Genomic DNA, 21885 nt, shown 5'->3' with positions numbered 1-21885 from the left:
AGCCGCACCGCCGCCGAGCCGGGCCGCCACCGAGCCGCGCCCCCGCCGGCGGGTGCGCACGGGCATACCCGTCCTCTGTCGGTGCCATCGGGCACACTGGCGCTTGTGGACCTGCCCGTCATGCCCCCGGTCACGCCGATGCTCGCCAAGCCAGCCGCGGCGCTGCCGCCCGGGTGGCTCTACGACCCGAAGTGGGACGGCTTCCGCTCCGTCGTCTTCCGCGACGGCGACGAGGTCGAGCTGGGGTCGCGCAACGAGAAGCCGATGACCCGCTACTTCCCCGAGCTCGTCGAGGCCGTGCGCGCCGAGCTGCCCGAGCGCTGCGTCGTGGACGGCGAGATCGTGCTCGCCTCGCCGAGCGGGCAGCGGCTCGACTTCGATGCCCTCGGGCAGCGCATCCACCCGGCCGAGTCCCGGGTGCGCATGCTCAGCGAGTCCACGCCCGCGGCCTTCGTCGCCTTCGACCTGCTCGCGCTGGGCGACGACGACCTCACCGGTATGCCGTTCCGCGAGCGCCGCGCCCGGCTCGAGTCGGTGCTCCCCGCCGTCAGCGCCGGCTCGGTCCACCTGTCGCCGCTCACCGACGACCTCGACCTCGCGATGCGCTGGTTCGTCGACTTCGAGGGGGCCGGCCTGGACGGGATCATCGGCAAGGACCCGGACGCGCCCTACCAGCAGAACAAGCGGGTGCTCACCAAGCTCAAGCACACCCGCACCGCGGACTGCGTGGTCGCCGGCTACCGCACCCACAAGAGCAGCGAGGAGGCGATCGGCTCCCTGCTCCTGGGGATCTACACCGACGAGGGCCGGCTGGCCCACGTCGGCGTCAGCTCCTCCTTCCCCATGGCGCGGCGGCGCGAGCTCTTCGCCGAGCTGCAGCCGTGGGTGACCGACTTCGAGGGTCACCCCTGGGACTGGGCGGGCCAGCTGCAGGCCGACACCCCGCGCAAGAGCGAGGGGTCGCGCTGGGCCGCGGGCAAGGACCTGTCGTTCACCCCGCTGCGCCCCGAGCGGGTGGTCGAGGTCCGCTACGACTACCTCGAGGGGGGCCGTTTCCGGCACACCGCGCAGTTCCTGCGCTGGCGCGAGGACCGCGACCCCCGGTCGTGCACCTTCGACCAGCTGGAGCAGCCGGTCGACTTCCCCCTCGACGACGTGCTCGGCGCCCCGGTGACCCCACCCGGTGGGCAGGGCAGGTCGTGAGCGGGCGGATGACCGCGGCGGGCCGGGCCGCCGCCGTAGGCACCGCCGTCGCCGGGGGAGCGGCGCTCGGCGGCGCCGTCTCGATGGGCACCGCGACCTACTTCGCGCACCGCGTCATCACCCCGGAGCACGAGAAGAAGGATGACGTCACGGTCGTCGCGGTGGACCCGGACGCCGGGACAGTCACGCTGCGGGCGGACCCGCAGACCACCTCCTCGGGCCGCTACGGCCTCTGGCTGGACGGCGGCGCCGGCCACGCCCGCGTGGGCGAGGTGGTGGAGCCGGCCCACGAGGAGGAGGGGGCCAGGGGGTCCCGCCGGCAGATGGTGGTGACCCGGGAGCTGCTGGGCGTGGACGCCGGCGACCTCGGGCCGGGGCCGGCCCGCTGGAACAAGTACTTCTACTGCGGCGACCCCGGGAGCGCCCTGGGCCTGGAGCACGAGGACGTGCTCGTCACCTCCGACGTCGGCGACCTGCCGGCCTGGCGGGTGCCCGGTGCGTCGGCCGCGACGGCCCACCAGGACGACTGGGCCGTCCTGGTGCACGGCCGCAGCGCGCAGCGCGGGGAGACGCTGCGCGCCGTCCCGGTCCTGCACCGGCTGGGCTACACCTGCCTCATCCCGATGTACCGCAACGACGTCGGCGCCCCGCCCTCCTCCGACGGCCGCTACAGCCTGGGGCTGTCGGAGTGGCGCGACATCGACGCCGCCCTGCGCTACGCCCTGGCCCACGGCGCCCGCCGGATCGTGCTCGTGGGCTGGTCGATGGGCGGGGCGCTCGTCCTGCAGGCGCTCAACCGCTCCGACGTCGCCCACCGGGTGCACCGGGTGCTGCTCAACGGGCCGGTCATCGACTGGGGGTCGGTGCTGGCCCACCAGGCCGACCTGCACCTCATCCCCCGCCCGGTGGAGCAGCTGGCCCGCAGCCTGCTGCGCAGCAAGGCCTCGCGGCACCTGCTCCGGGTGGCCGAGCCGGTCGACGTGGCGGCCACCAACTGGGTGGACCGGGCCGAGGAGGTCACCCACCGCATGTTCATCATCCACTCCGCGACCGACGACACGGTGCCCTTCGGCCCGTCCCAGGACCTCGCGCGCCGGCGACCCGGTCTCGTGCAGACCTTCGTGTGGCCGCAGGCGCGCCACTGCCAGGAGTGGAACACCAACCCCTCGCTGTGGGAGGACCTCGTGGCCTCCTTCCTGCGGTGAGGGGGCGAGGAGGATCGTGAGCCGAGCAGACGTGTCGACCGGTCAGGGTCCGCTGGGCGAGGCCGAGCTCGACGACTGGTATGCCGTGCCGTCCGACCGCGCGGCCGGCCGGTGGGTGCGGGGCGGGTTCATCACCACCCTCGACGGGCGCGCCACCGGACCCGACGGACGCAGCGGCAGCCTCAACGAGGGCTCGGACGGCGACGCGGCCGCCTTCGCCACCCTGCGGCGCTGGGCCCAGGCCGTGGTCGTGGGCGCCGGCACCGCGCGGGAGGAGGGCTACGGCCCCCTGGAGGGGAAGGCGCTGGTCGTCGTCACCCGCAGCGGCGAGGTGCCGGTCGAGCTCGCCGACCATCCTGGGGTGCACGTGGTGAGCGGCGGCGGGGAGGACGTCACTCCGGAGCAGGTGCTGGACGTCTGCGCCGGTCACGGCTGGGACCGGGTCGTCGTGGAGGGCGGCCCGGCGCTCTTCGGTGCCTGGGTGCGTGCCGGGGCGGTCGACGAGCTGTGCGTGACCGTGCGGCCGGTGCTGGCGGGGGGCGACGGCCAGCTTCTGCTGCCGGGCAGCGCGACCCTGTCCGGGCCGACCGGGCGGCTGACCCACCTGCTGGAGTGGGAGGGTGATCTGCTGCTCCGCACCCGTCTGCGCTGACGCGCGGGGTCGGTTCTGCCAGACTGCCCCGATGGCGAAGAAGAAGGACACGAAGGCGGCGAAGAAGAAGAAGGACTCCGCGAAGGTCACGAAGGCGGCGAGGAAGAAGGACTCCGCGAACGCCGCGAAGGCATCGAAGGCCCCCGAGGCCGCGGCGCCGACCTGGGCCGACGCCCTGCGGGTGGGGGAGGGCTTCACCCTCGCGGACGTCGACCCGCGCTCCACCCCCGCCTTCGCGGGCGACAAGCAGGCCGGCAAGGACGCCCTGGCCGCCGCCGACGCCGAGCTCGACACCCTGCAGGAGCAGCTCTACGCCGAGTCCCGGGCGGGTGGGCGCCGGCGGGTCCTGCTCGTCGTGCAGGGCATGGACACCTCCGGCAAGGGCGGCATCATGCGCCACGTCGTCGGGTCGGTCGACCCCCAGGGCGTCGAGCTCACGGCGTTCAAGGCGCCGAGCGCCGAGGAGAAGAAGCACCCGTTCCTGTGGCGGATCCGTCGCGCGCTGCCCGGGCCCGGCATGATCGGCGTCTTCGACCGGTCGCACTACGAGGACGTGCTCGTCGTGCGCGTCCACGACCTGGTGCCCCCGGCCCAGTGGAAGCGTCGTTACGCCACCATCAACCGCTTCGAGGAGTCGCTCGTCGACGACGACGTCACCATCATCAAGGTCATGCTGCACATCAGCCCGCAGGAGCAGAAGGCGCGGCTCGGCGAGCGCCTCGAGCGGCCGGACAAGCACTGGAAGTTCAACCCGCGCGACCTCGACGAGCGCGAGCACTGGGCGGACTACCAGGAGGCCTACCAGGTCCTGCTCGAGCGGTGCAGCACCGAGCGGGCCCCGTGGTTCGTCGTGCCGGCGGACCGCAAGTGGTACGCCCGGCTCGCGGTCCAGCAGCTGCTCCTGGAGCACCTGCGCGGACTGGACCTGACCTGGCCGGTGGCCGACTTCGACGTCGAGGAGCAGCAGGCGCGCCTGGCCGCCTCGGAGGTCTGACCCCCGGTTCTGGACCTCGGGTTCTGGGGCCCGTCCCCCAGAACCGGAGGTCCAGAACCGGCAGGTATGCCGTCTACTCGGGCGCGAGCTCGGGCTGCGGCGTGGCCTGGAGCACGACGACGGCGCGCGGCGGCACCTCGTGCGTCCCGCCGGTCTCCCAGGGCACGTCGTCGTCGAGCTCGTCGCCGCTGGTGTCGACGACGACCTGCCAGGTGGGCGTGTTCATCCCGTCCGGCACGGTGAAGTCGACGGCCTCGTGGTGGCCGTTGAAGAGCAGCAGGAAGTGGTCGTCGGTCACCTCGCGGCCCCGCTCGTCCCGCTCGCTGATGGCCTCCCCGTTGAGGAAGACCATGACCGCCTGCTCGCGGCTGTGCCAGCGCTCGTCGGTCATCACCTCGCCGTCGGGGGAGTACCAGTGGATGTCGCCGAGGTCGCTCTGGCCGCCGTGCTCGGCGTCGCCGAGGTAGAACCGACGCCGGCGGAACGCCGGGTGCTCCTTGCGCAGCGCGATGAGCCGGGAGGTGAAGTCGAGCAGGTCGGCCTGGTCGGGGTCGAGGTCCCAGTCCATCCAGGCCAGCTCGTTGTCCTGGGCGTAGACGTTGTTGTTGCCGTGCTGGGTGCGTCCCATCTCGTCGCCGTGGGCCAGCATGGGCACCCCCTGGCTGAGCATGAGGGTGGCCAGGAAGTTCTTCTGCTGGCGCAGCCGGAGCGCGCGCACCTGCGGGTCGTCGGTCGGGCCCTCGACGCCGCAGTTCCACGACCGGTTGTGGTCCTCGCCGTCGGCCCCGCCCTCGCCGTTGGCCTCGTTGTGCTTCTCGTTGTAGGACACGAGGTCGGCCAGGGTGAAGCCGTCGTGGGCGACGACGAAGTTGATCGAGGCGTAGGGGCGACGGCCGCTGTGCTCGTAGAGGTCGCTGGAGCCGGTGATCCGGGAGGCGAACTCGCCCATGGTCGCCGGCGCCCCGCGCCAGTAGTCGCGGACGGTGTCGCGGTACTTGCCGTTCCACTCGGTCCACAGCGGGGGGAAGTTGCCGACCTGGTAGCCGCCGTCCCCCAGGTCCCACGGCTCGGCGATGAGCTTGACCTGGGAGATGACCGGGTCCTGCTGCACGATGTCGAAGAAGGCCGACAGCTTGTCGACCTCGTGGAACTGCCGCGCGAGGGTGGCCGCGAGGTCGAAGCGGAAGCCGTCGACGTGCATCTCGGTGACCCAGTAGCGCAGGCTGTCCATGATGAGCTGCAGGACGTGCGGGGAGCGCATGAGCAGGCTGTTGCCGGTGCCCGTGGTGTCGTAGTAGTGGGCCTTGTCGTAGTCGACGAGCCGGTAGTAGCTGGCGTTGTCGATGCCACGGAAGGAAAGCGTCGGCCCGAGGTGGTTGCCCTCGGCGGTGTGGTTGTAGACGACGTCGAGGATGACCTCGATGCCCGCCTCATGCAGGGTCTTGACCATCGACTTGAACTCGGTCACCTGCTGGCCACGGTGCCCGTAGGCCGAGTAGCCGTTGTGCGGTGCGAGGAAGCCGATGGTGTTGTAGCCCCAGTAGTTCGACAGCCCCTGGTCCTGCAGGTGCGGGTCGTCGACGAACTGGTGCACGGGCAGCAGCTCGAGCGCCGTCACGCCCAGGCTGGTGAGGTGGTCGACGACGGCCGGGTGCGCCACCCCGGCGTAGGTGCCGCGGAGCTCTGGCGGCACCTCAGGGTGGTTCATCGTCAGGCCCTTGACATGGGCCTCGTAGATGACGCTGTCGTGGTAGGCGTGCTGCGGCGGCCGGTCGTGGCCCCAGTCGAAGAAGGGGTTGACCACGACGGAGGTCATGGTGTGCAGCGCCGAGTCGTCGGTGTTGTAGGACGAGGGGTCGCCGAAGTCGTAGGCGAACAGCCCCTGGTGACCGCGGATCTGGCCGGCGATCGCCTTGGCGTAGGGGTCCAGGAGCAGCTTGTGCGGGTTGAAGCGGTGGCCCTCGGAGGGCTCGTACGGGCCGTGGACCCGGAAGCCGTAGCGCTGTCCCGGCTGGCAGTTGGGCACGTAGCCGTGCCAGACGTGCGCGTCGACCTCGGTCAGCGGGACCGTGGTCTCGATCGAGCGGTCGTTGACCAGGCACAGGTCCACCGCGGTGGCGTGCTCGGAGAAGAGGGCGAAGTTGGTGCCGCGTCCGTCGAAGGTCGCGCCCAGGGGGTATGCCGTTCCGGGCCAGAGGTCCATCGGGTGGTGGGGCCTTTCTTGGTTGTGGGAGTCGCGGTAGGAGGACCGCGTCGTCACCAAGAAACCACTCTACGGGCCGGAACGCCCCCGGCCCGACGGCGGGCTACCGGCACGCCTCCGGCCCGTCTGTGCCAGATGGGGCTAGCGTGACGCCTGTGACTGTGGTGGACGTGACGTTCCGCCGTCGTCTGCGTCGGGTCATCGCACCCGTCCCGGGGGCGGTCCCCCTGGTGCGTCTGAGCGCCGAGACCGCCGTCGTGGCCTTCCGCTACCGGGCCACCGGGCTCGCGGCCGAGGCGGCGTTCTTCACCCTGCTGTCCCTGCCGCCCCTGCTGGTGGCCCTGGTCGCGGGTGCCGGCTTCGCCTCGGAGTGGCTGGGGCCGCAGACCCTGGAGCGGATGAGCAGCGCCCTCGAGCAGTGGACGTTGACCTTCCTCACCCCGCAGGCCGTGGAGCAGGTCATCATGCCGACCTTCCAGCAGACCCTCACGGCCCGCCGCGGCGACTACCTGTCCATCGGGTTCCTCGTCGCGCTGTGGTCCGGGTCGCGGGCGCTGCACATCTTCCTCGACGCCATCTCGATCATGTACGGGCAGGGCGGGCACCGCGGACCGGTCGGCGCCCGGGTGCTGTCGCTCACGGCATACCTCGCCTCGACGGTCGTCATGGGCCTCACCCTCCCGCTGCTGCTGATCGGGCCGGGGTATCTCCTGCGCTGGCTGCCGCAGCGTCTCGACCTGCTCGTCGAGCTGTACTGGCCCCTGGTCGGTCTGCTGGGCATCGTCAGCCTCACCGGTCTCTTCCACGTGGCGACCCCGGCCCGGTCGCCCTTCTGGCGGGACCTGCCGGGTGCGCTGCTGACGGTGCTCCTCTGGGTGGTGAGCTCGGTCCTCATCCGGCGCTGGGCCGAGCTCGCCGCCGGCGGCTTCTCGGTCTTCGGCCCGCTCACCGCGCCGATCATCCTCATGGTCTACCTCTACTTCCTCGCCTTCGCCGTGCTCGTGGGCGCCTCGCTCAACGCCGCCATCCGCCGGCTCTGGCCCCCGCCGGAGTACCGCGGGCCGAGGGCACGGGTCAACGAGTGGTGGGAGGAGCGGCGAGCCACCCGCGAGGCGCGCCTGCTGGCCCGTCGGGCGGAGCTCGCCGCCGACGCCGCGACCGACGACGAGGAGGGTCGCCGGATCGCCGCCATGGACGGCATACCGGGGCCGCGCTGAGCGCCGGGCGGCGCGCCGGCAGAGGTGATTTGGAATCGCCCGCGCCCGTCGGATAGTGTTTCTTCTCGCGCCGCTGGTGACAGCGGAGCAGGCGGATGTAGCTCAGTTGGTAGAGCGCAACCTTGCCAAGGTTGAGGTCGCCGGTTCGAGCCCGGTCATCCGCTCTGAGGCAGCACCACCAGATGCCTCACGGTGGAGTGGCCGAGAGGCGAGGCAGCGGCCTGCAAAGCCGTATACACGGGTTCGAATCCCGTCTCCACCTCGCACTCGCGGGTCCACCGCGCAGGGACGATTGGCGCAGCGGTAGCGCGCTTCCTTGACACGGAAGAGGTCACTGGTTCGATCCCAGTATCGTCCACCAGCACAGCAGGCCCCTGACCAGCGAAAACGCCAGTCAGGGGCCCGTTCCTTTTTAGAGCGTGCAGGATACGTGCAGGACTGGTGGCGTGTCGTTCCCGCTCCGGGTGCGGGCTACCCAGTCCCGGATCGTGACCGGCCGGTCGTTGTGAGGCTCTTGCCGTGATGGTTCACCGGAGGGCGGTTGCATACTGGGGTGGTGGTGATCGTGCGGGCGACGCGTGAGCTGCTTCCGCGGCTGGGTGGGGCACAGGCTGCGCCGGGTGAGGTGTCGGACACGCTGCTGGGGGACTGGTACGTGAAGAAGCTGGCGTGGCGTCGCCAGGTGGCGCTCCTGGTGAGTGAGTCGACGTTGCTACCGGTGCTGGTGCCGTTGGCGCCGGCGGTGACCTTGTTGGACCGGTTCCCGTCGGTGCTCGCCGGGCTGCTGCGTCTGCACGGTCTGCGGGAGACCGTGGTGGAACGCGAGGTGCGGGGAACCGCTGACTATCGCCTCGCCCCCACGGCGAGTCGCAGCGTGATCGGGTCCATGAACGAGTTCGCGTTCCTGGCCGACGTCTACCGCGAGCAGGACGCGGAGCCGGACCTGATGGGGTGGTCACTGCGTCTGGCTACCGTTCCGTGCGGGCCGCTGCTCTCGAGGCACGTAAGCCCGGACCGGGAGCTGGCCGCGCTTGTCGACCCGTAACTGGCGCGCCTAGCGTCTCTTGCAACGGGATACGCCGGTGATAGCGCTGATCGAGATAGCTCTTTATAGTTGGTGCGAGTTATAAAGACCTATCGGGGAAGGGCGGTGAGGTGCCGTGGTCGCGAGTCCGTTCACGCCGGGGGAGACCGCGTGGGAGATCCCGGGCCGGGAGGCTCAGGTGACGCAGATCATGGGTGTGCTGGGCCGGGTCGCGGTCGAGGGCCGCTTCGCCGGCCGGGTGCGGGTCGATATCGGCCCACGGGGTGTGGGGAAGACGAGTCTGTTGCGTCGGGCGGAGCGCGCGGCCAGGGACCTGGGGTTGGCCACGGTGTTCGTGACGGCGGGCAACGGCACGCTGACCTCGGTGGTGGCGGATGAGGTGGCCGTGTTGACCCGTGGCTGGGGCCACGGTGATGTCCTGGGAGGGCGCGTGGACCAGGTGAAGGTCTCGGCGGGTGTGCCCGGGGTCGCGGCGGTGGAGGTGTCCGGTGGGGCCCGGCCCGGGCCGGAGGTGACGAGGGCGTTCCGGGACCTGGTCACGGCTGTTGCCCGGGCTGCGGTCGAGGACGCCGACCGCAGGGGGCTGGTGCTGCTGGTCGATGAGTTCCAGTCCGCGGACGCCGAGTCGTTGCGGACGGTCGCGTACGCGTGGCAGGAGCTGCAGGCCGCGGAGTCCCCGGTGCCCGCGGCGCTGTTGGGGGCTGGCTTATCGCACACTCCGGATGTGGTGACCCGCGCGGTGACTCACGCGGAGCGGTTTCAGTACCGGCCGATGCGTGATCTCGAAGCGCACGACGCCAGACAGGCGTTGACAGCGCCGACCGCGGCCCTGGGGGTGTCCTGGGCCACGGACGCGCTAGAGACAGTGGTCGAACGTGCTCAGGGGTACCCGTACTTCATCCAGCTGTATGGGGACGAGGTGTGGCGTGCCGCGGGCGACCCAGGCCTTGGGGGCCGTCTGAGCATGGACCATGTCCTGGCCGCGCAGGACCAGGTCGACATCGATGTGAACGAGCTGTACCGATCCAGGTGGGCCAAGGCCACGGCTCGGGAACGTGACCTACTCACCGCGATGGCCGCCCAGCAGGACGGTCCGGTCGCCCGCCGAGACATCGCCGAGGCGCTCGGGGTCGAGACCACGGCCCTGTCCATGGCCCGCCAGTCACTCATGGACAAGGGCATCGTGGACGCACCCGCCCACGGGATGATGCAGTTCACCGTCCCCGGCTTCGGGACCTACGTCCGCACACTCACCCAGCACTGAGCGTCAAATCTGTCGTTGGACTGCGACAGGTCCCGCCCTGCAATCACGGCGGTCGGGTCAGGGAGCGAATTCGGCCGGCCCCACGACCGCGTAGCGGCACAGCGCCGCGCTCCAAAATGTTGCGCACCGCCCCGTGGCTGCGGCCCGTGACCTCGGCAAGCTCGTAGTGACCGGCCCACGAGGTACTCGCGGACAACGTAGTCCTTCAAGTCAACCGGTAGCCGGTACAGGTCATGCCCAGCGTGCGAGATCAGGATCTGGCATGAGGCTAGATGGACGGCCAGGGTAGGGCAGGACGTACGCACTCCTCTCTGCGCTGAGACTTCCCTCGGAAAGTGGCGTCGAGGATCGACCTGCGATGGGTCAGCAGCGGCGCCCAGACGATCCCTGCGAATGGCTGGCTAGACCCGGGCCGGATGGCCCTCCATCAGGGGATAGGCGGGTCTGAGCCTCGGCCTGGGTGACCATCCGTGGGAGTACGTCAGTAGCGGCGGAATGACGTGCAAGCTGCCACTGAGGAAATATCAACAGTGTCGTTTTCGCGCGGTTCTCGAGCGCCGCAAACGCTCAGCTTCTGAGTGCCGCCGGCAGCATGACGTGCCGGTCAGCGAATCGTGTCAGCGTCGAGGCCACGGACCGCGAAGCCATGTTCCGGGAGCCTTTTGGTCTGCCGACCCCCATGCCTGGCGAGCAGCACCGCAGCCAGGAGCCACAGCACCCAGCCCAGCGCCTCGACGCGCCAGTCGACACCGCCTGAGTCGGCTACCGACTGCAGCTGGAAGACGCGGACGCTGTTGATCGCCCCGTGGACGAGTACGGGTGGCCACACTGATCCAGAGACGAGTCGCAGGGCCACGAGGAAGGGCGCCCATGAGGCGATCCCCAGCAGGTAGGCGGCAGACTCGGCCGAGATTGGGTCGGGCAGGAACGTGAGCGCTGGAAGGTGCCAAAGCGTCCAGGCCCCTGCCGAGATGGCTGCAGCTGCCGGGAACCCGAGGTGTCGGGTCCGGCTGAGCAGCCATCCGCGCCAACCGGTCTCCTCGCCGACGGCGAATGTTGCCTGCAGCACTAGGAGGGGTAGGACGACGGATGCGGCAGTCAGGATCTCGGCGGTTGGTCGTGGGCGCCACCCGAGGAGCAGCCCCGAGACCAGTTGAGCTGCCCCGATCAGCATCAGGATGCCCACTCCCATGGCCGCCCAGCGGCCGGAACGGTTCCAACGAAGCGCCAGCAAGTCACGTGCCCGCCCGGGGCGCAGCACCCGAACGAACACCAGCGCGGCGAGTAGGGGTGTGAGCTGGGCAACCGGAACCAGTGCGGGGGCTAGTTCAGCGTCGATGAACCCCAGCATGGCCGGGGCGATCACGAGCCAGCACAGCCCGCTGGCCAGGGCGACGTAGCCGGCGATCTCACGCCAGGACGGATGGGGGGCGGCCGGTCGGTCGCGCTCACTGTGGGTGTTGGAGGACTGGTTGCCGTGTGTCTGCATGGTGCATCTCCTCGGTGCAGCGAAAGCGGGAAGGTCGTGCGAGGATCTCGGATGCCTTGGGATGTGGTGGCTCACTGGCCGTCAACGTCAGTAGTGCTGAGCCTGAACCCCCGGACGGGGACTTGGGAGGGCTAGGGAGCCAGGAAGAGCATCAGGACGAGAGTGAAGAGGAACAAGCTCTGCGCGCTGTGGGTGATGATCCCGACGAGGGCGCTTTGGTACCGGCGAGACGGTAGTGACAAGAGGAACGTGTCGATGAGGGCGATCGGGATCACCCAGGGGACGTGCAGGTGATAGACGGCGAAGAGGACACCGTTGGCGATCCAGTCCCACGATCCAAAGACGCCCCTCATCCGGGGCAAGAGGTAGCCCCGGAAGAGCAGCTCCTCACCCAGGACTGTGTTGAAGACGAAGAAGGCCAGTAGAACCCCCAGCCAGAGCCAAGAGCCGGAGACCGTTGCCTGTCCGTCAGGGGACCCGAGAAAGTCGCCGAAGTCGCGCCCTGTGGCAGGGGCGAGCTCGAACGGAAGAAATTCCATGAGAGCGAACGCGATGACGCAGATCGGGACGACGAGCCATGTTCGTCCGCCGCGTCGGCCCGTACGCGGGTCACGGGGAGCACGCAGCCAGAGCACGTCCCGGACGACGGACCACCTCAAGGTCCGCTGCTCCTTGTGGACGAGAAGTAGGACCAGGATGAACTGCCAGACCATGCCCGCAGTGAGCACCACGATGAGGGACTGCGCGAGGGCGAGGGGTGACTCCCATCCGGATGCGAGCAGGGGTGCGAGCACCCACGCTAACCCGGCCATGGGTACAGCGGCTGCTGCCCAGACTCCTATCACCCCGGGGAGGGTGAGTTGCGGGATCGGGTTCTCGGCTGCGATGTCACGCTCCGCGCTGCCTTCGGCTGACGCGGGCGGAGGAAGGGATGTCATGATCTGCTGCTCTCCGGCGGCAGGACAGCGAGGCGGGTAGCAGTCATGCCTGCTGCGGCGCGGGTCGCCCTTCGGAGACCGAGGTCGAGGGTGATGCGGTGCGGCGTGGCCAGGCCCAGGCGGAGCGAAGGATGAAGGCGAGAACGACCACTTCCAGTGCGACGCCCAGGACGTAGAAGTACATCCAGGGCTCGCCCAATTCCCCCACCGCGTTGAACGCCGCGAAGGGGACCTGTAGCGAGGCCACGACCAGGTTCGTGATGCGGTTTGCCCGGGCGGGAAGGGTCATCGAGAGCACGACCATGAGGATGGGTATGGCCAGGAGAGTCAAGGCCGAGATGGCCCAGGTGGGGGTGATGTCGAGCTCCCAGACGACCCCGGCCAGGATGCCGTCGACGACGCCGGGCTTGTAGAGGGCCAGGATGTCCACGTAGACGTAGAGGAACATGAAGCTGGTCCAGGCTGCGGCGAGTTTGGCCTGCACGGGGATCGGTGGGGTATCGAGCTGGTCCGGGGTGTTCGTTCGGTTGGTCATCGGTTCTTCTCCAGGGCAGAGCGGTCCTTCAGCCGCAGTGACGTCAGGTCCGAGGGTGAAAAGGGCACGAGGTGCCGTTCTGGTCGTCGTGGTCCTCAGATGGTGACCACGACCTTCCCCCGGGTGTGGCCGGCCTCGACGTAGCGGAGGGCGTCGGCCGCTTCGTCGAGGGGACAAATGCGGTCGATCACGGGTGTGACCTGTCCAGTGGTGAGAAGGTCGGCCAGGGTGAGCAGGTCTCTAGGCTTCTCGACCGATGCGAAAGGCTTCAGATGCTGACGGGTGAACCCGGACAGCACGCGCGCTCTGACGATCCGAGCGAGGGGCCCGAGCCAGCGGCCGCCGCGTCCACTGTTGGGAATGAGCGTGCCGGCAGGCGTCAGCGCTCTGCGGACAGCTGCCAGGGGCTGGGCCTCCACGTTGTCGAGGATGACGTCGTAGCGACTCTCGGCGCGGGTGAAGTCGGTCCTGGTGTAGTCCACGACGTGGTCGGCACCCAGCGAACGGACCAGGTCGACGTTGCGGCTACTGCATACACCGGTCACCTCGGCGCCCAACGCCTTGGCGATCTGGACGGCGAAGGAGCCCACCCCGCCCGACGCTCCCGTGATCAGCACGGTCTGGCCAGGTCCAACCTTCGCGACGTCGCGCATGGCCTGTAACGCTGTCAAGGCCGAGGTGGGGACTGCCGCCGCCTCCACGAGCGATGTGCCGACGGGCACGGGCGCGACGTGGTCTGCCGGGACGCAGGCGTATTCGGCGAGCGTTCCCGCCGTGCTCCAGCCGAACACCTCGTCCCCGGGACGCACAGCGGTGACGTGCTTGCCGACCGCCGCCACGACGCCCGCGAAGTCCCGGCCGGGGATCCCATGGCGCGGCCGGCGGAGCCCGAACACCAGGCGCAGCACGTACGGCTTCCCGGTCATGACGAAGTAGTCACCAAGATGTACCGAGGCCGCGCCCACCTTGACGAGCACATCGCCCGGACCGGGCAGCGGCAGGTCGACCTCAGTCGTCCGCAGCACCGACGGCGGGCCGTAGCGCTGCTGGACGACGGCCCGCATCGATGCCGGCCTGTCCTCCGCCGCCTGGCGCGCTGGACCATCCGATGACTGCGTGGCTTTCACCGAAGTCTCCTTACGTCATAGGGTCAACAGCCGACAGCGTCGTACGGTGTACGCACCAGTCGTACGACGTACTATCGACGTACGCTGTACGATTGTCAAGAGGGTTGAGGAAGGGAGGTCACCCGTGCCTGTGGGGAACGAACGTCAGCCCGCGTCGGAGACGGGTCTGAGCAGGCATCGGGTCGTGGTCGAGGCCGTCCGGCTCGCCGACCAAGACGGGGTGCACGCGCTGAGCATGCGCCGGCTGGCAGGCGTGCTCGACGTTGGTGCGATGTCGCTCTACCACTACGTGGCGAGCAAGGAAGAACTGCTGGACGCCATGATCGACGTGGTGTTCGAGGAGATCGAACTTCCTCCCCAGGAGAGTGACTGGCAGACGGCGATGCGACGGCGGGCAGTGTCGGCCCGGCAGGTTCTCACCCGCCACCCGTGGGCGACCGGATTGATGGAGTCGCGGACGACGCCGGGGCCCGCGAACCTCCGTCACCGCGAAGCGGTCACCGCCTGCCTGCGCAGGTCCGGCTTCACGGTCCCGATGGCGACGCACGCCAACTGGTTGCTCGACAGCTACGTCTACGGGCACGCCTTGCAGGAAACGACCCTCCCGTTCGACACCGCCGACGAGCTCGCGGACATGGTCGAGGACGTCTACCTGCCCCAGCTCCCTCCCGACCAGTTTCCCTACCTCCACGAGTCCGCCGCGACGCTCGCCGCCACCGGTTACGACCCGGCAGAGGAGTTCATCTTCGGCCTCGACCTCATCCTGTCCGCGCTCGAGCCCCTGAGAGCCTCCGCATAGTCGGACAGGCCGAGGGGCGGTCCTGCTCGGTGACTCAGGAATGTCTGTGAGACAGGCCACGGCCCGCAACCCCATCAGGACGACGAAGCCTCCCCATACCGTCTCGGGCGGCCCTGCCGCAGGCGCAGCCAGCGCTGCTCACAGCAGCGCTGCTGTGAGCAGCGCCCTGACGTCTGGGCCGAATCCTGACTGAGAGTGGTCACATGAGCACCGAATCAGCACCGGCGGGTCGATCTCTAGACGAGGAGATGTACCGGCGCCTGTTTGAGCGTCGAACGCTGCTCCTGGGCGAACCGCTGGAGGACTGGAACGCCAACCGCTTGTGCAACGGCCTGCTCCTGCTGGCCGTCGAGAACCCGGCCGCGGACATCAGGCTACTCATCAACTCACCCGGCGGCTCGGTGCCGGGCATGCTCGCGATCCGCGACTGCATGCGAGCGATCGGGAATGACGTGGTCACAGTCAACGTCGGCATGGCCTACAGTGCCGGTCAGTTCCTGCTGTCCTCCGGCACCCCGGGAAAGCGGTTCGCGATGCCACGCTCCAAGGTGCTGCTGCACCAGGGGTCGGCCGGCATCGGCGGCACGGCAATGGACATCGCCATCCAGGCCGACGACCTGCGGCATACCCGGGACACCGTCCTGAGCCTGATTGCCGAGGACACCGGTCAGGACGTGACCACCGTGGAGCGCGACTCGCGGCGGGACCGATGGTTCGATGCGCACGAGGCGATCGACTACGGGTTCGTGGACCACGTCATCGACAACATCGACCAGGTCATGCCGGTCGCCAGCCGGCCGGTCGGCCTCGGAGGACGTCCATGAGCAGCCACCCCATCCCCTACGTCACCACCCGCACCCACCAGGGAGAGCGCACGGTCGACATCTACTCCCGCCTGCTCGCCGACCGGATCGTCTACCTCGGCACCCCGATAGACGACGGGGTCGCCAACGCGATCATCGCCCAGCTCATTCACCTGGAGTCCGAGAATCCAGACCAGCCGGTCCAGCTCTACATCAACTCCCCGGGCGGCTCGATCCCCGCGATGCTGGCGGTCTACGACGCGATGCAGTTCGTGCGGGCGGAGGTTCACACCACCTGCGTGGGACAAGCTGCCTCCACGGCGGCTGTGCTGCTCGCCGGTGGCGAGGCCGGGCGTCGGGCGATCCTGCCGCACGGCAGGGTCGTCATCCACGCGCCTGCCGCCGAGGGACGAGGCGCGATCCCCGACCTGATCCTGGAGGCCGACGAGGTCGAACGGGTCCGCACCATGCTCGAGGAGGTCCTTGCCACTCATACCGGCAAGCCACGAGAGCAGATCCGGGAGGACACCGAGCGCGACTTGATCCTCACTGCAGAGGGGGCCGTGAACTACGGCGTCGTCGACGTCGTCTACACCAGCCGCGTCAGCAATGGCGAGTGAGCGTCAGGCCGCCAGGCAGACCGGGCCGCGACTCATCTGCGTGGCAGCCCGCCGCGTGACCTCACCAGCACCAAGGTCCAAAGCGCCGGCGACCGCGCTGAGCACTTCGGAGGAAGGGTCCTTGCGGCCACGCTCAATCTCCGAAAGATACTGCGGCGCAATGCCCGCGCGCTCGGCGACGTCAATGATCCGCTCGCCCCGGTCGAGTCGCTCCTGCCGGACGGTGTCACCCACCGCCTCACGCCACAACGGCTCGGCCAAGGTTGTGTGGCGGCTCGGGAAGCGGATCACCTCGGACACATTGCCCAGCCTACCCAACGGCAACCTGCCATCCGGTCCCACGGGACTGATGCTCCGTTCTGCCGCTTGGCAGCGCATAGGAATGCGGCCCGGACCGAGCAGCCTGAGCCTGAGCGATCCTGCCGGCAAGACCGCACGCGTACCCGTCTCAATGCGCGCGACTGGCGGCGGTATGACGCGCGCGCCGCGCGGCATGATCCCATGGGTGGCCGGATGACGGGCGCAGGTTAGTGCGCCAGTCTGTAGTGGGCTCACTTGGAGGGCTAGTTGTACCCGGCCAGGAGGTTGGTGACAGTGGGGGTGTTGACGTGAGGAGGACCTCCGGGTGGGGTGTGGCTTGTCGAGAGTCAAACCCTGAACTCGGAGGTCCTCATGCCCCACGCTAATGCCCGTCCGACTATCCATGGCCGCCTGCTGCTGGTGCAGCGGGTCCGCGAGCAAGGGTGGGCCGTTGCTCACGTCGCCAAGGCGATGGGTATCTCGCGCCAGTGCGCCCACCGGTGGCTGAACAGGTACGACCGTCACGGCGTCGCCGGGCTGGGTGAGCGCTCCAGCCGGCCGCACACCTGCCCGCATCGCACACCGGCGCAGGTCGAGCAGCAGATCCTGGACTGCCGCCACCGGCACCGGCGTGGGCAGGACTGGATCGCCGGCGAGCTCGCCCTGGCCCCGCGCACCGTGGGCCGGGTGCTGCGCCGCGCGGGCGTGGGCTACTTGAGGTGCCTGGACCCGATGACCGGTGAGGTGATCCGCTCCTCCAAGGCCACCGCGGTCCGCTACGAACGCGACAGGCCCGGGGAGCTGGTGCACGTCGACGTCAAGAAGCTGGGCAAGATCCCCGACGGCGGCGGATGGCGCGCCCACGGCCGGGCCGCATCCGGGCACCAACGGGACAAGAAGGTCAAGATCGGCTACGACTACGTGCACTCGATGGTCGATGACCACTCCCGCCTGGCCTACTCCGAGATCCACGACGACGAGACGTCAGCCACCTGCGCCGGCTTCCTGACCCGCGCGGCTGCCTACTTCACCGCCCACAGCATCACCAGGATCGAGCGGGTGATGACCGACAACGCCCTCGCCTACCGGCACGGGCGCGCGTTCATCGACGCCGTCGCCGCCATCGGGGCGGTGCGCAAGTTCATCAAACCGCACTGCCCCTGGCAGAACGGCAAGGTCGAACGGTTCAACCGTACCCTGCAGGCCGAGTGGGCCTACCGGTACGTCTTCACCAGCAACCAGGCCCGACGCGACGCCCTTGCACCCTGGCTGCAGTCCTACAACACTGAACGACGCCACAGCGCACTCGGCGGCCTGCCGCCCACGAGCCGACTGTCACCAACCTGATGGCCGAGTACAGCTAGTCGGGTACTTCGATCGGGGCGCTGCCACACCCCCTAGTCGTCGTTGGTGAGCGCATCCAACCCCCTAGACGCGGGGGCAGAATGCCCGTCAGGATTGCTGTCATGCGCTTCGTCTTACGCCCGACACCCCGCGAAGCGGCACGACGTCGGGAGGCCCCTCAGCGGCTTGCCATGGCGACCCTGGTCGCCGATTCGTTGGGACTCGGTACGGGCAAGCAGGAAGGCGATGTATCCGCTGATCTCTTTGCCGCCTTCGGTGTCGACCTGGCTGCTCTGGAAGCCGACCTTCCGCAGCACACCCCCGATCGCGCCGCCAAATTGCGCGCTGTAGCTGCAAAGGCACTGAGTCGAAACGCGCCAAACACCGGTTCCATCGTCGCCGAACTCGTACGGACCAACAGCCTGCTAGTAGCAATGATCGAGCAGATTTATCGCCTGCTGTGCGACTGCGAGGCAACCACGACAGGCACGAGCGAACAGTTCCGTATCCTGCCTAGCGACGTCGACGGTGTGGAGCTCACCCTCAGCCCGGCATTTTTCACGCAGGTTACACACCTCTTAAGGAAAACTGTCGCAGCAACCCTCAATACCCTCGACTCCAAGGCCCTCGAAACGTTCGTAGGCCTCGACATGGGTATCCCCTACGGGCAATGGCCACTACCTCGGAGCGAGAGCATATGGTCCCCGATCGGTGTTACGCAGGCCGAGGCACAGTACCCACTGGCAGCCGCCGTTCTGCAGGTTGGCGAGGCGGTGCATCGCTTGGGAGAGCGGGCGGTCGTCGATCCCTCATGGGTACAACCAGCTCGGGCGGCGGGTGAAGCGCTCGAGGCGGCCGAGCAGTTGGTACAGGAGGCCGAGAGGGTAGTCAACGGGTTCACTTCGTGGATAGACCATCTAGCCAACACTGCGCCAATTGGCGTTCCGGCGGGGACATACGTAGCGGAGCACGCGTACGGCGTCAGCCCCGACTCTCACGACGAGGGAATCACCGGCGAGATCGAACGTTACCTGCGCGATAGCTTTCTCGGTGCACAGGCATTGTTCCCTGCCAGCGGCAGCGAACGCGTCGCACACGAAGTCGGAATGTGCAAAGGGGAGCCGATCGTGAACATAGTAAATGGAGAATGGTACCCCTCCTCAGCCGTCGCCGCCTTGGCGGCTTGGTGTTCCATGTTCCGGGAGGGCCTGGACCCGGGACTGCCCAGCCACAAGTGGACAACACCGACTGAGTGGACCGCGTGGCTGGAACGCCTGAGTACCGCGTGCACGGAGGCGACAATCTGGATGAGAAAAACGCTTGTCTTGCTGCAGGAGGAAATCACGGGTGAACGGGTCTACGAGGAGGTTAAGCAACTGCTGGACTTACCACTGTGGCAACATCGCGACCTTCTCTACGAGGTGTGGCTTCTATGCACCACGCTGCGCGCCTGTGAGCAAGCTGGGTGGACTATGACGCTAACCGGGCTTGACCCCGACACTCGGGCATGGGTGTTGCCAGGGTCGCAGGCTGCTGAACCGGTCGCGTACCTCACTCGGCAGCTGGGAGGTGAGCGGCTCGAGGTCTGGCGAGAACCGCTGCGAACCTTTGGCGACGACCGGAAGCTCACGCCCGACGTAACTATTAGCGTCCCCGGAGAACACCCCCGCGACTTGGTAGTCGTGGAGGCTAAGGACCGGATCAAAATGTCGGAAGGCTCCGCGCTCGGTTACGCTCGGCGGTACGCTGACGCACTCTCACCGCGCCTTACCTGGCTGTGCAACCATTGTGACCTCCGTCCCCGGAAGACTGGCCGCTCCTCGTCGACTTGTGCCTACGAACGTGCTGAGCAGAATCACGGGGACCCATGGCACGCTATTCACATGGCTGGGATGTTCCGGCCAGGGTCGGTGCCAGCGGTGTTCGCCGAGACGATCGCGGCAGCGATTCGCCCACTCAATGCGGCAGATGCCGCACAGCCGTCATCAGCGGACCCCTGCTCTCACGTGGTGTCGGATGTCCCGCTCGCCGACTGTGGTCGGTTAACCCGTGATGCCGCCAGCTCCTCGTTAAACCAGCCGGCGGCGACCCGGTCAGTTGGCGGCTACCTCAGGCGCGCCTTTTCGAGTCGAATACCGAGTGCTGCGTCCAAGCGGCCCAAGGTGGAGTAAGTTTCATTCTTCTTGTCGACTTCGCACCAAGATACCATTTGACCGGCAGCTCGGCATAGGTCCTCGTGAGCGTGCTCAGGTGCATTCGGGGCTAACAATCACGGTTCACGGGGTTGAACGAGCGGCTGGTTGGCCGCTTAGTGCTCTATGGGCCCGTCCGGACATGGCCAGCCAGGGTCTTGTGAGGCTCGCGGAGCGCTGGCACAATCTCGCATATGGCGAATGAACGACAGGCCGTCGTCCTCATACACGGAATAGGCGAGCAGCGACCGATGGACACGCTGCGCTCGTTCGTCGTCAGCGGGCTAGGCATCACGGATTTCTGGAGCAAGCCAGACCGGCTCTCGGAGTCCTTCGAGTTGCGTCGCTTCACCCTGAAGGGGACGGCGAGCCGGCCACCCACCGACCTCTACGAGTTCTACTGGGCACACCACTTCGATGCCGGCGACCTACGCGAAACGCTGCGGTGGACGCTCACACTTCTATTGCGGCGGCCTTTCTGGCGTCTGGACAACACCTTACGCGCGTGGTTCTGCGTGCTGCAGATTCTGCTCATGGGTCTCCTCGCGCTAATCGTGTGGCAGGTCATTGACCAGCTCCACCGCGGCTCTGTCGGCGACATCTGGAACTCTTGGAAGACGTGGTTCGCCAGCGCGATCGTACTGGTGCAGCTCGTAGCGGGCGGGTTCATCACGAAGTCACTCGCCGACGCCGCGCGCTACCTGACCCCCCAGCCGCCAAACATCGCAGCCCGCAATGAAATCCGTGCTGAGGGTCTCGCCCTGATCCATAAGCTACACAACGAGGGCAAATATCAGCGGGTGGTGGTCGTCGGACACAGCCTCGGCGCTGTAATCGGGCTCGACCTGATCAGGCTCGCCTGGGATGAGCTGCGGCACCCAAACCCCGCGCAATGGGCCGACCAACCCGAGGCCAAACTGTTTGGCAAGAGCGTCGAGGCGCTCGGCGTGAACCCCAACGACCAGCGGCGATCAGAGTTTCAAAAGGCGCAGCTGAGGCTATGGCGGGAAAATCGCGCCGTCGGCGTACCGTGGCTGGTCACCGACTTCGTTACGCTCGGCGCACCGTTGGCCCACGCGTCACTGCTGCTAAGCACCAAGCGGGTTCCCCTATCACGTCGCCAGGACGAAAAGGAGTACCCCACCTGCCCACCGCTGGCCGACGGCAAGACCTCATTCGTCTCCGATGACGTCGACATCGGCGGCGGGCAGCTCCGCAACCTTTTGACCGGCCACCACGGCGCACCCTTCGGACCCACCCGGTGGCACAACCTATATTATCCCGTTCGATTCCCCCTGTTCGGCGACCCAGTTGGCGGACCCGTCGCTGGTGAGTTCGGTCCTGGCGTGTGGGACCGGCAGGTGCGGCCCTCGGCCGCCGGCTGGCGGGCAAGGCTCTACCGGACGACGCTGCTCTCTCACACCCGCTACTGGGCATGCGGGCCGGAGATCGACGACGACCAGACGCGGGTCGAGCGCGATCGGGCGACCGGCACACATGAGGCCGTGCGCGCACTGCAGAGCGCCGTGGGTCTCGGCATCAAGCGCGGGACTCCGTACCCCTCGCCCCCTCCACCGCGGTAGCCAGGATCGGGGATCGGCTCCAGAGGTTCCCGGACGAGCCGCGCCTCCACAACCGCGATCAGTGAGTCGAGGGCCCCTGACGTCGCGTCATCTGCGAGACATGGTGCGAGCGGGTCAGCGAACACATGAATGTCTTGAAGCAAGCGGGTTCTGATGGGCGGCGTAAGACCCGTCGAACGTCCAATTCTGGATGATGTTGGGCCGGTCCGCGCTCCGTAAATTGTCGCTAATCCGAGGCACGATCAGCCTCCAGTCCAGCCATAAGGCGACTGGTGTCAAGGGACAGTGGGACTTCCCTGTAGGCGGACAGTAGATCTCCTTGCTGGCGGACAGTTCATCTCCCTGTCCGTGGTCAGCTGATCTCCCTGGGGC

Annotated in this window: 20 protein-coding genes and 3 tRNA genes; 16 read left to right on the top strand and 7 right to left on the bottom strand. The window is 68.2% G+C overall.

The genetic code is table 11. From position 1 onward, the window contains the following. Positions 1 to 105 precede the first annotated feature (105 nt). Genes AVL62_RS08705 through AVL62_RS08690 form a run of 4 tightly spaced genes read left to right on the top strand, consistent with a single transcriptional unit; the run spans position 106 to position 4054 of the window. Positions 106 to 1203: an ATP-dependent DNA ligase gene (locus AVL62_RS08705; RefSeq protein ID WP_058891268.1), complete on the top strand. Its 1098-nt coding sequence runs from the start codon at positions 106 to 108 to the stop codon at positions 1201 to 1203. Next, positions 1200 to 2408, top strand: a complete 1209-nt coding sequence (locus tag AVL62_RS08700; protein ID WP_235585633.1) for an alpha/beta hydrolase — start codon at positions 1200 to 1202, stop codon at positions 2406 to 2408. Before AVL62_RS08705 ends, AVL62_RS08700 begins: the two co-directional genes overlap by 4 nt. A gap of 16 nt (positions 2409 to 2424) precedes the next feature. Next, positions 2425 to 3060 (top strand): dihydrofolate reductase family protein, encoded by a 636-nt coding sequence (locus tag AVL62_RS08695; RefSeq protein ID WP_161937867.1) that lies wholly within the window; start codon positions 2425 to 2427, stop codon positions 3058 to 3060. Between the two features lie 31 nt (positions 3061 to 3091). Beyond that, positions 3092 to 4054 (top strand): PPK2 family polyphosphate kinase, encoded by a 963-nt coding sequence (locus tag AVL62_RS08690; protein WP_058891265.1) that lies wholly within the window; start codon positions 3092 to 3094, stop codon positions 4052 to 4054. A gap of 73 nt (positions 4055 to 4127) precedes the next feature. Here AVL62_RS08690 and glgX read toward each other — a convergent pair whose 3' ends face one another. Further along, positions 4128 to 6257 carry a glycogen debranching protein GlgX gene (gene glgX, locus AVL62_RS08685; RefSeq protein ID WP_058891264.1) on the bottom strand — a complete coding sequence of 710 codons (2130 nt, stop codon included), beginning with the start codon at positions 6255 to 6257 and terminating at the stop codon, positions 4128 to 4130. A 155-nt stretch (positions 6258 to 6412) separates the two neighbouring features. On the opposite strand from glgX, the gene AVL62_RS08680 reads away from it, so the two are divergent. From AVL62_RS08680 to AVL62_RS08655, 6 genes are all read left to right on the top strand, one after another. Continuing rightward, positions 6413 to 7474, top strand: coding sequence for a YihY/virulence factor BrkB family protein (locus tag AVL62_RS08680; protein WP_161937866.1), 1062 nt, complete (start codon positions 6413 to 6415; stop codon positions 7472 to 7474). 91 nt (positions 7475 to 7565) lie between these two features. Next, positions 7566 to 7638: transfer RNA gene (locus AVL62_RS08675), tRNA-Gly, on the top strand. Between the two features lie 27 nt (positions 7639 to 7665). Continuing rightward, a tRNA-Cys gene (locus AVL62_RS08670) sits at positions 7666 to 7736 on the top strand. Positions 7737 to 7760: 24 nt separating this feature from the next. After that, a tRNA-Val gene (locus AVL62_RS08665) sits at positions 7761 to 7835 on the top strand. A 195-nt stretch (positions 7836 to 8030) separates the two neighbouring features. Then, entirely contained in the window at positions 8031 to 8519 is a 489-nt protein-coding gene (locus AVL62_RS08660) for a DUF6933 domain-containing protein (RefSeq protein WP_058891764.1), read from the top strand. A 115-nt stretch (positions 8520 to 8634) separates the two neighbouring features. Then, on the top strand, positions 8635 to 9783 hold the full coding sequence (locus tag AVL62_RS08655) for an ATP-binding protein (RefSeq protein ID WP_058891262.1): 1149 nt from the start codon (positions 8635 to 8637) through the stop codon (positions 9781 to 9783). Positions 9784 to 9826: 43 nt separating this feature from the next. On the opposite strand, the gene AVL62_RS18210 is transcribed toward AVL62_RS08655, so the two are convergent. The 5 genes from AVL62_RS18210 to AVL62_RS08635 form a co-directional block, all read right to left on the bottom strand. Further along, on the bottom strand, positions 9827 to 9979 hold the full coding sequence (locus tag AVL62_RS18210) for a helix-turn-helix domain-containing protein (RefSeq protein ID WP_419177487.1): 153 nt from the start codon (positions 9977 to 9979) through the stop codon (positions 9827 to 9829). Between the two features lie 408 nt (positions 9980 to 10387). Beyond that, on the bottom strand, positions 10388 to 11272 hold the full coding sequence (locus AVL62_RS08650) for a CPBP family intramembrane glutamic endopeptidase (protein WP_058891261.1): 885 nt from the start codon (positions 11270 to 11272) through the stop codon (positions 10388 to 10390). Positions 11273 to 11403: 131 nt separating this feature from the next. Beyond that, positions 11404 to 12210: a CPBP family intramembrane glutamic endopeptidase gene (locus AVL62_RS08645; protein ID WP_083518822.1), complete on the bottom strand. Its 807-nt coding sequence runs from the start codon at positions 12208 to 12210 to the stop codon at positions 11404 to 11406. 43 nt (positions 12211 to 12253) lie between these two features. Then, positions 12254 to 12745, bottom strand: a complete 492-nt coding sequence (locus tag AVL62_RS08640; RefSeq protein ID WP_058891260.1) for a DUF6326 family protein — start codon at positions 12743 to 12745, stop codon at positions 12254 to 12256. A 95-nt stretch (positions 12746 to 12840) separates the two neighbouring features. Further along, positions 12841 to 13872, bottom strand: a complete 1032-nt coding sequence (locus tag AVL62_RS08635) for an NAD(P)-dependent alcohol dehydrogenase (protein ID WP_235585627.1) — start codon at positions 13870 to 13872, stop codon at positions 12841 to 12843. 184 nt (positions 13873 to 14056) lie between these two features. Between AVL62_RS08635 and AVL62_RS08630 the strand changes: the two genes are divergently transcribed. The 3 genes from AVL62_RS08630 (at position 14057) to AVL62_RS08620 (ending at position 16094) form a co-directional block, all read left to right on the top strand. Next, positions 14057 to 14671: a TetR/AcrR family transcriptional regulator gene (locus AVL62_RS08630; protein WP_235585621.1), complete on the top strand. Its 615-nt coding sequence runs from the start codon at positions 14057 to 14059 to the stop codon at positions 14669 to 14671. A 203-nt stretch (positions 14672 to 14874) separates the two neighbouring features. Beyond that, complete coding sequence (locus tag AVL62_RS08625) at positions 14875 to 15495, top strand: ClpP family protease (protein WP_058891257.1); 621 nt, start codon at positions 14875 to 14877, stop codon at positions 15493 to 15495. Continuing rightward, entirely contained in the window at positions 15492 to 16094 is a 603-nt protein-coding gene (locus AVL62_RS08620) for a ClpP family protease (RefSeq protein ID WP_058891256.1), read from the top strand. The genes AVL62_RS08625 and AVL62_RS08620 overlap by 4 nt, the downstream gene beginning before the upstream one ends. 3 nt (positions 16095 to 16097) lie before the next feature. Here AVL62_RS08620 and AVL62_RS08615 read toward each other — a convergent pair whose 3' ends face one another. Beyond that, positions 16098 to 16394, bottom strand: a complete 297-nt coding sequence (locus AVL62_RS08615; RefSeq protein WP_028130775.1) for a helix-turn-helix domain-containing protein — start codon at positions 16392 to 16394, stop codon at positions 16098 to 16100. A 372-nt stretch (positions 16395 to 16766) separates the two neighbouring features. On the opposite strand from AVL62_RS08615, the gene AVL62_RS08610 reads away from it, so the two are divergent. The 3 genes from AVL62_RS08610 (at position 16767) to AVL62_RS08600 (ending at position 21513) form a co-directional block, all read left to right on the top strand. After that, entirely contained in the window at positions 16767 to 17741 is a 975-nt protein-coding gene (locus AVL62_RS08610; RefSeq protein ID WP_058891255.1) for an IS481 family transposase, read from the top strand. 188 nt (positions 17742 to 17929) lie between these two features. Next, positions 17930 to 19909: a hypothetical protein gene (locus AVL62_RS17060; RefSeq protein ID WP_153011727.1), complete on the top strand. Its 1980-nt coding sequence runs from the start codon at positions 17930 to 17932 to the stop codon at positions 19907 to 19909. 272 nt (positions 19910 to 20181) lie between these two features. Beyond that, complete coding sequence (locus tag AVL62_RS08600) at positions 20182 to 21513, top strand: hypothetical protein (RefSeq protein ID WP_058891253.1); 1332 nt, start codon at positions 20182 to 20184, stop codon at positions 21511 to 21513. Positions 21514 to 21885 lie beyond the last annotated feature (372 nt).

It is taken from the genome of Serinicoccus chungangensis, from assembly GCF_001483745.1.
GTDB lineage: Bacteria > Actinomycetota > Actinomycetes > Actinomycetales > Dermatophilaceae > Ornithinicoccus > Ornithinicoccus chungangensis_A.
The sequence above is the reverse complement of the archived record's forward strand: the minus strand, read 5'-3'. Positions and strand labels throughout refer to the sequence as shown.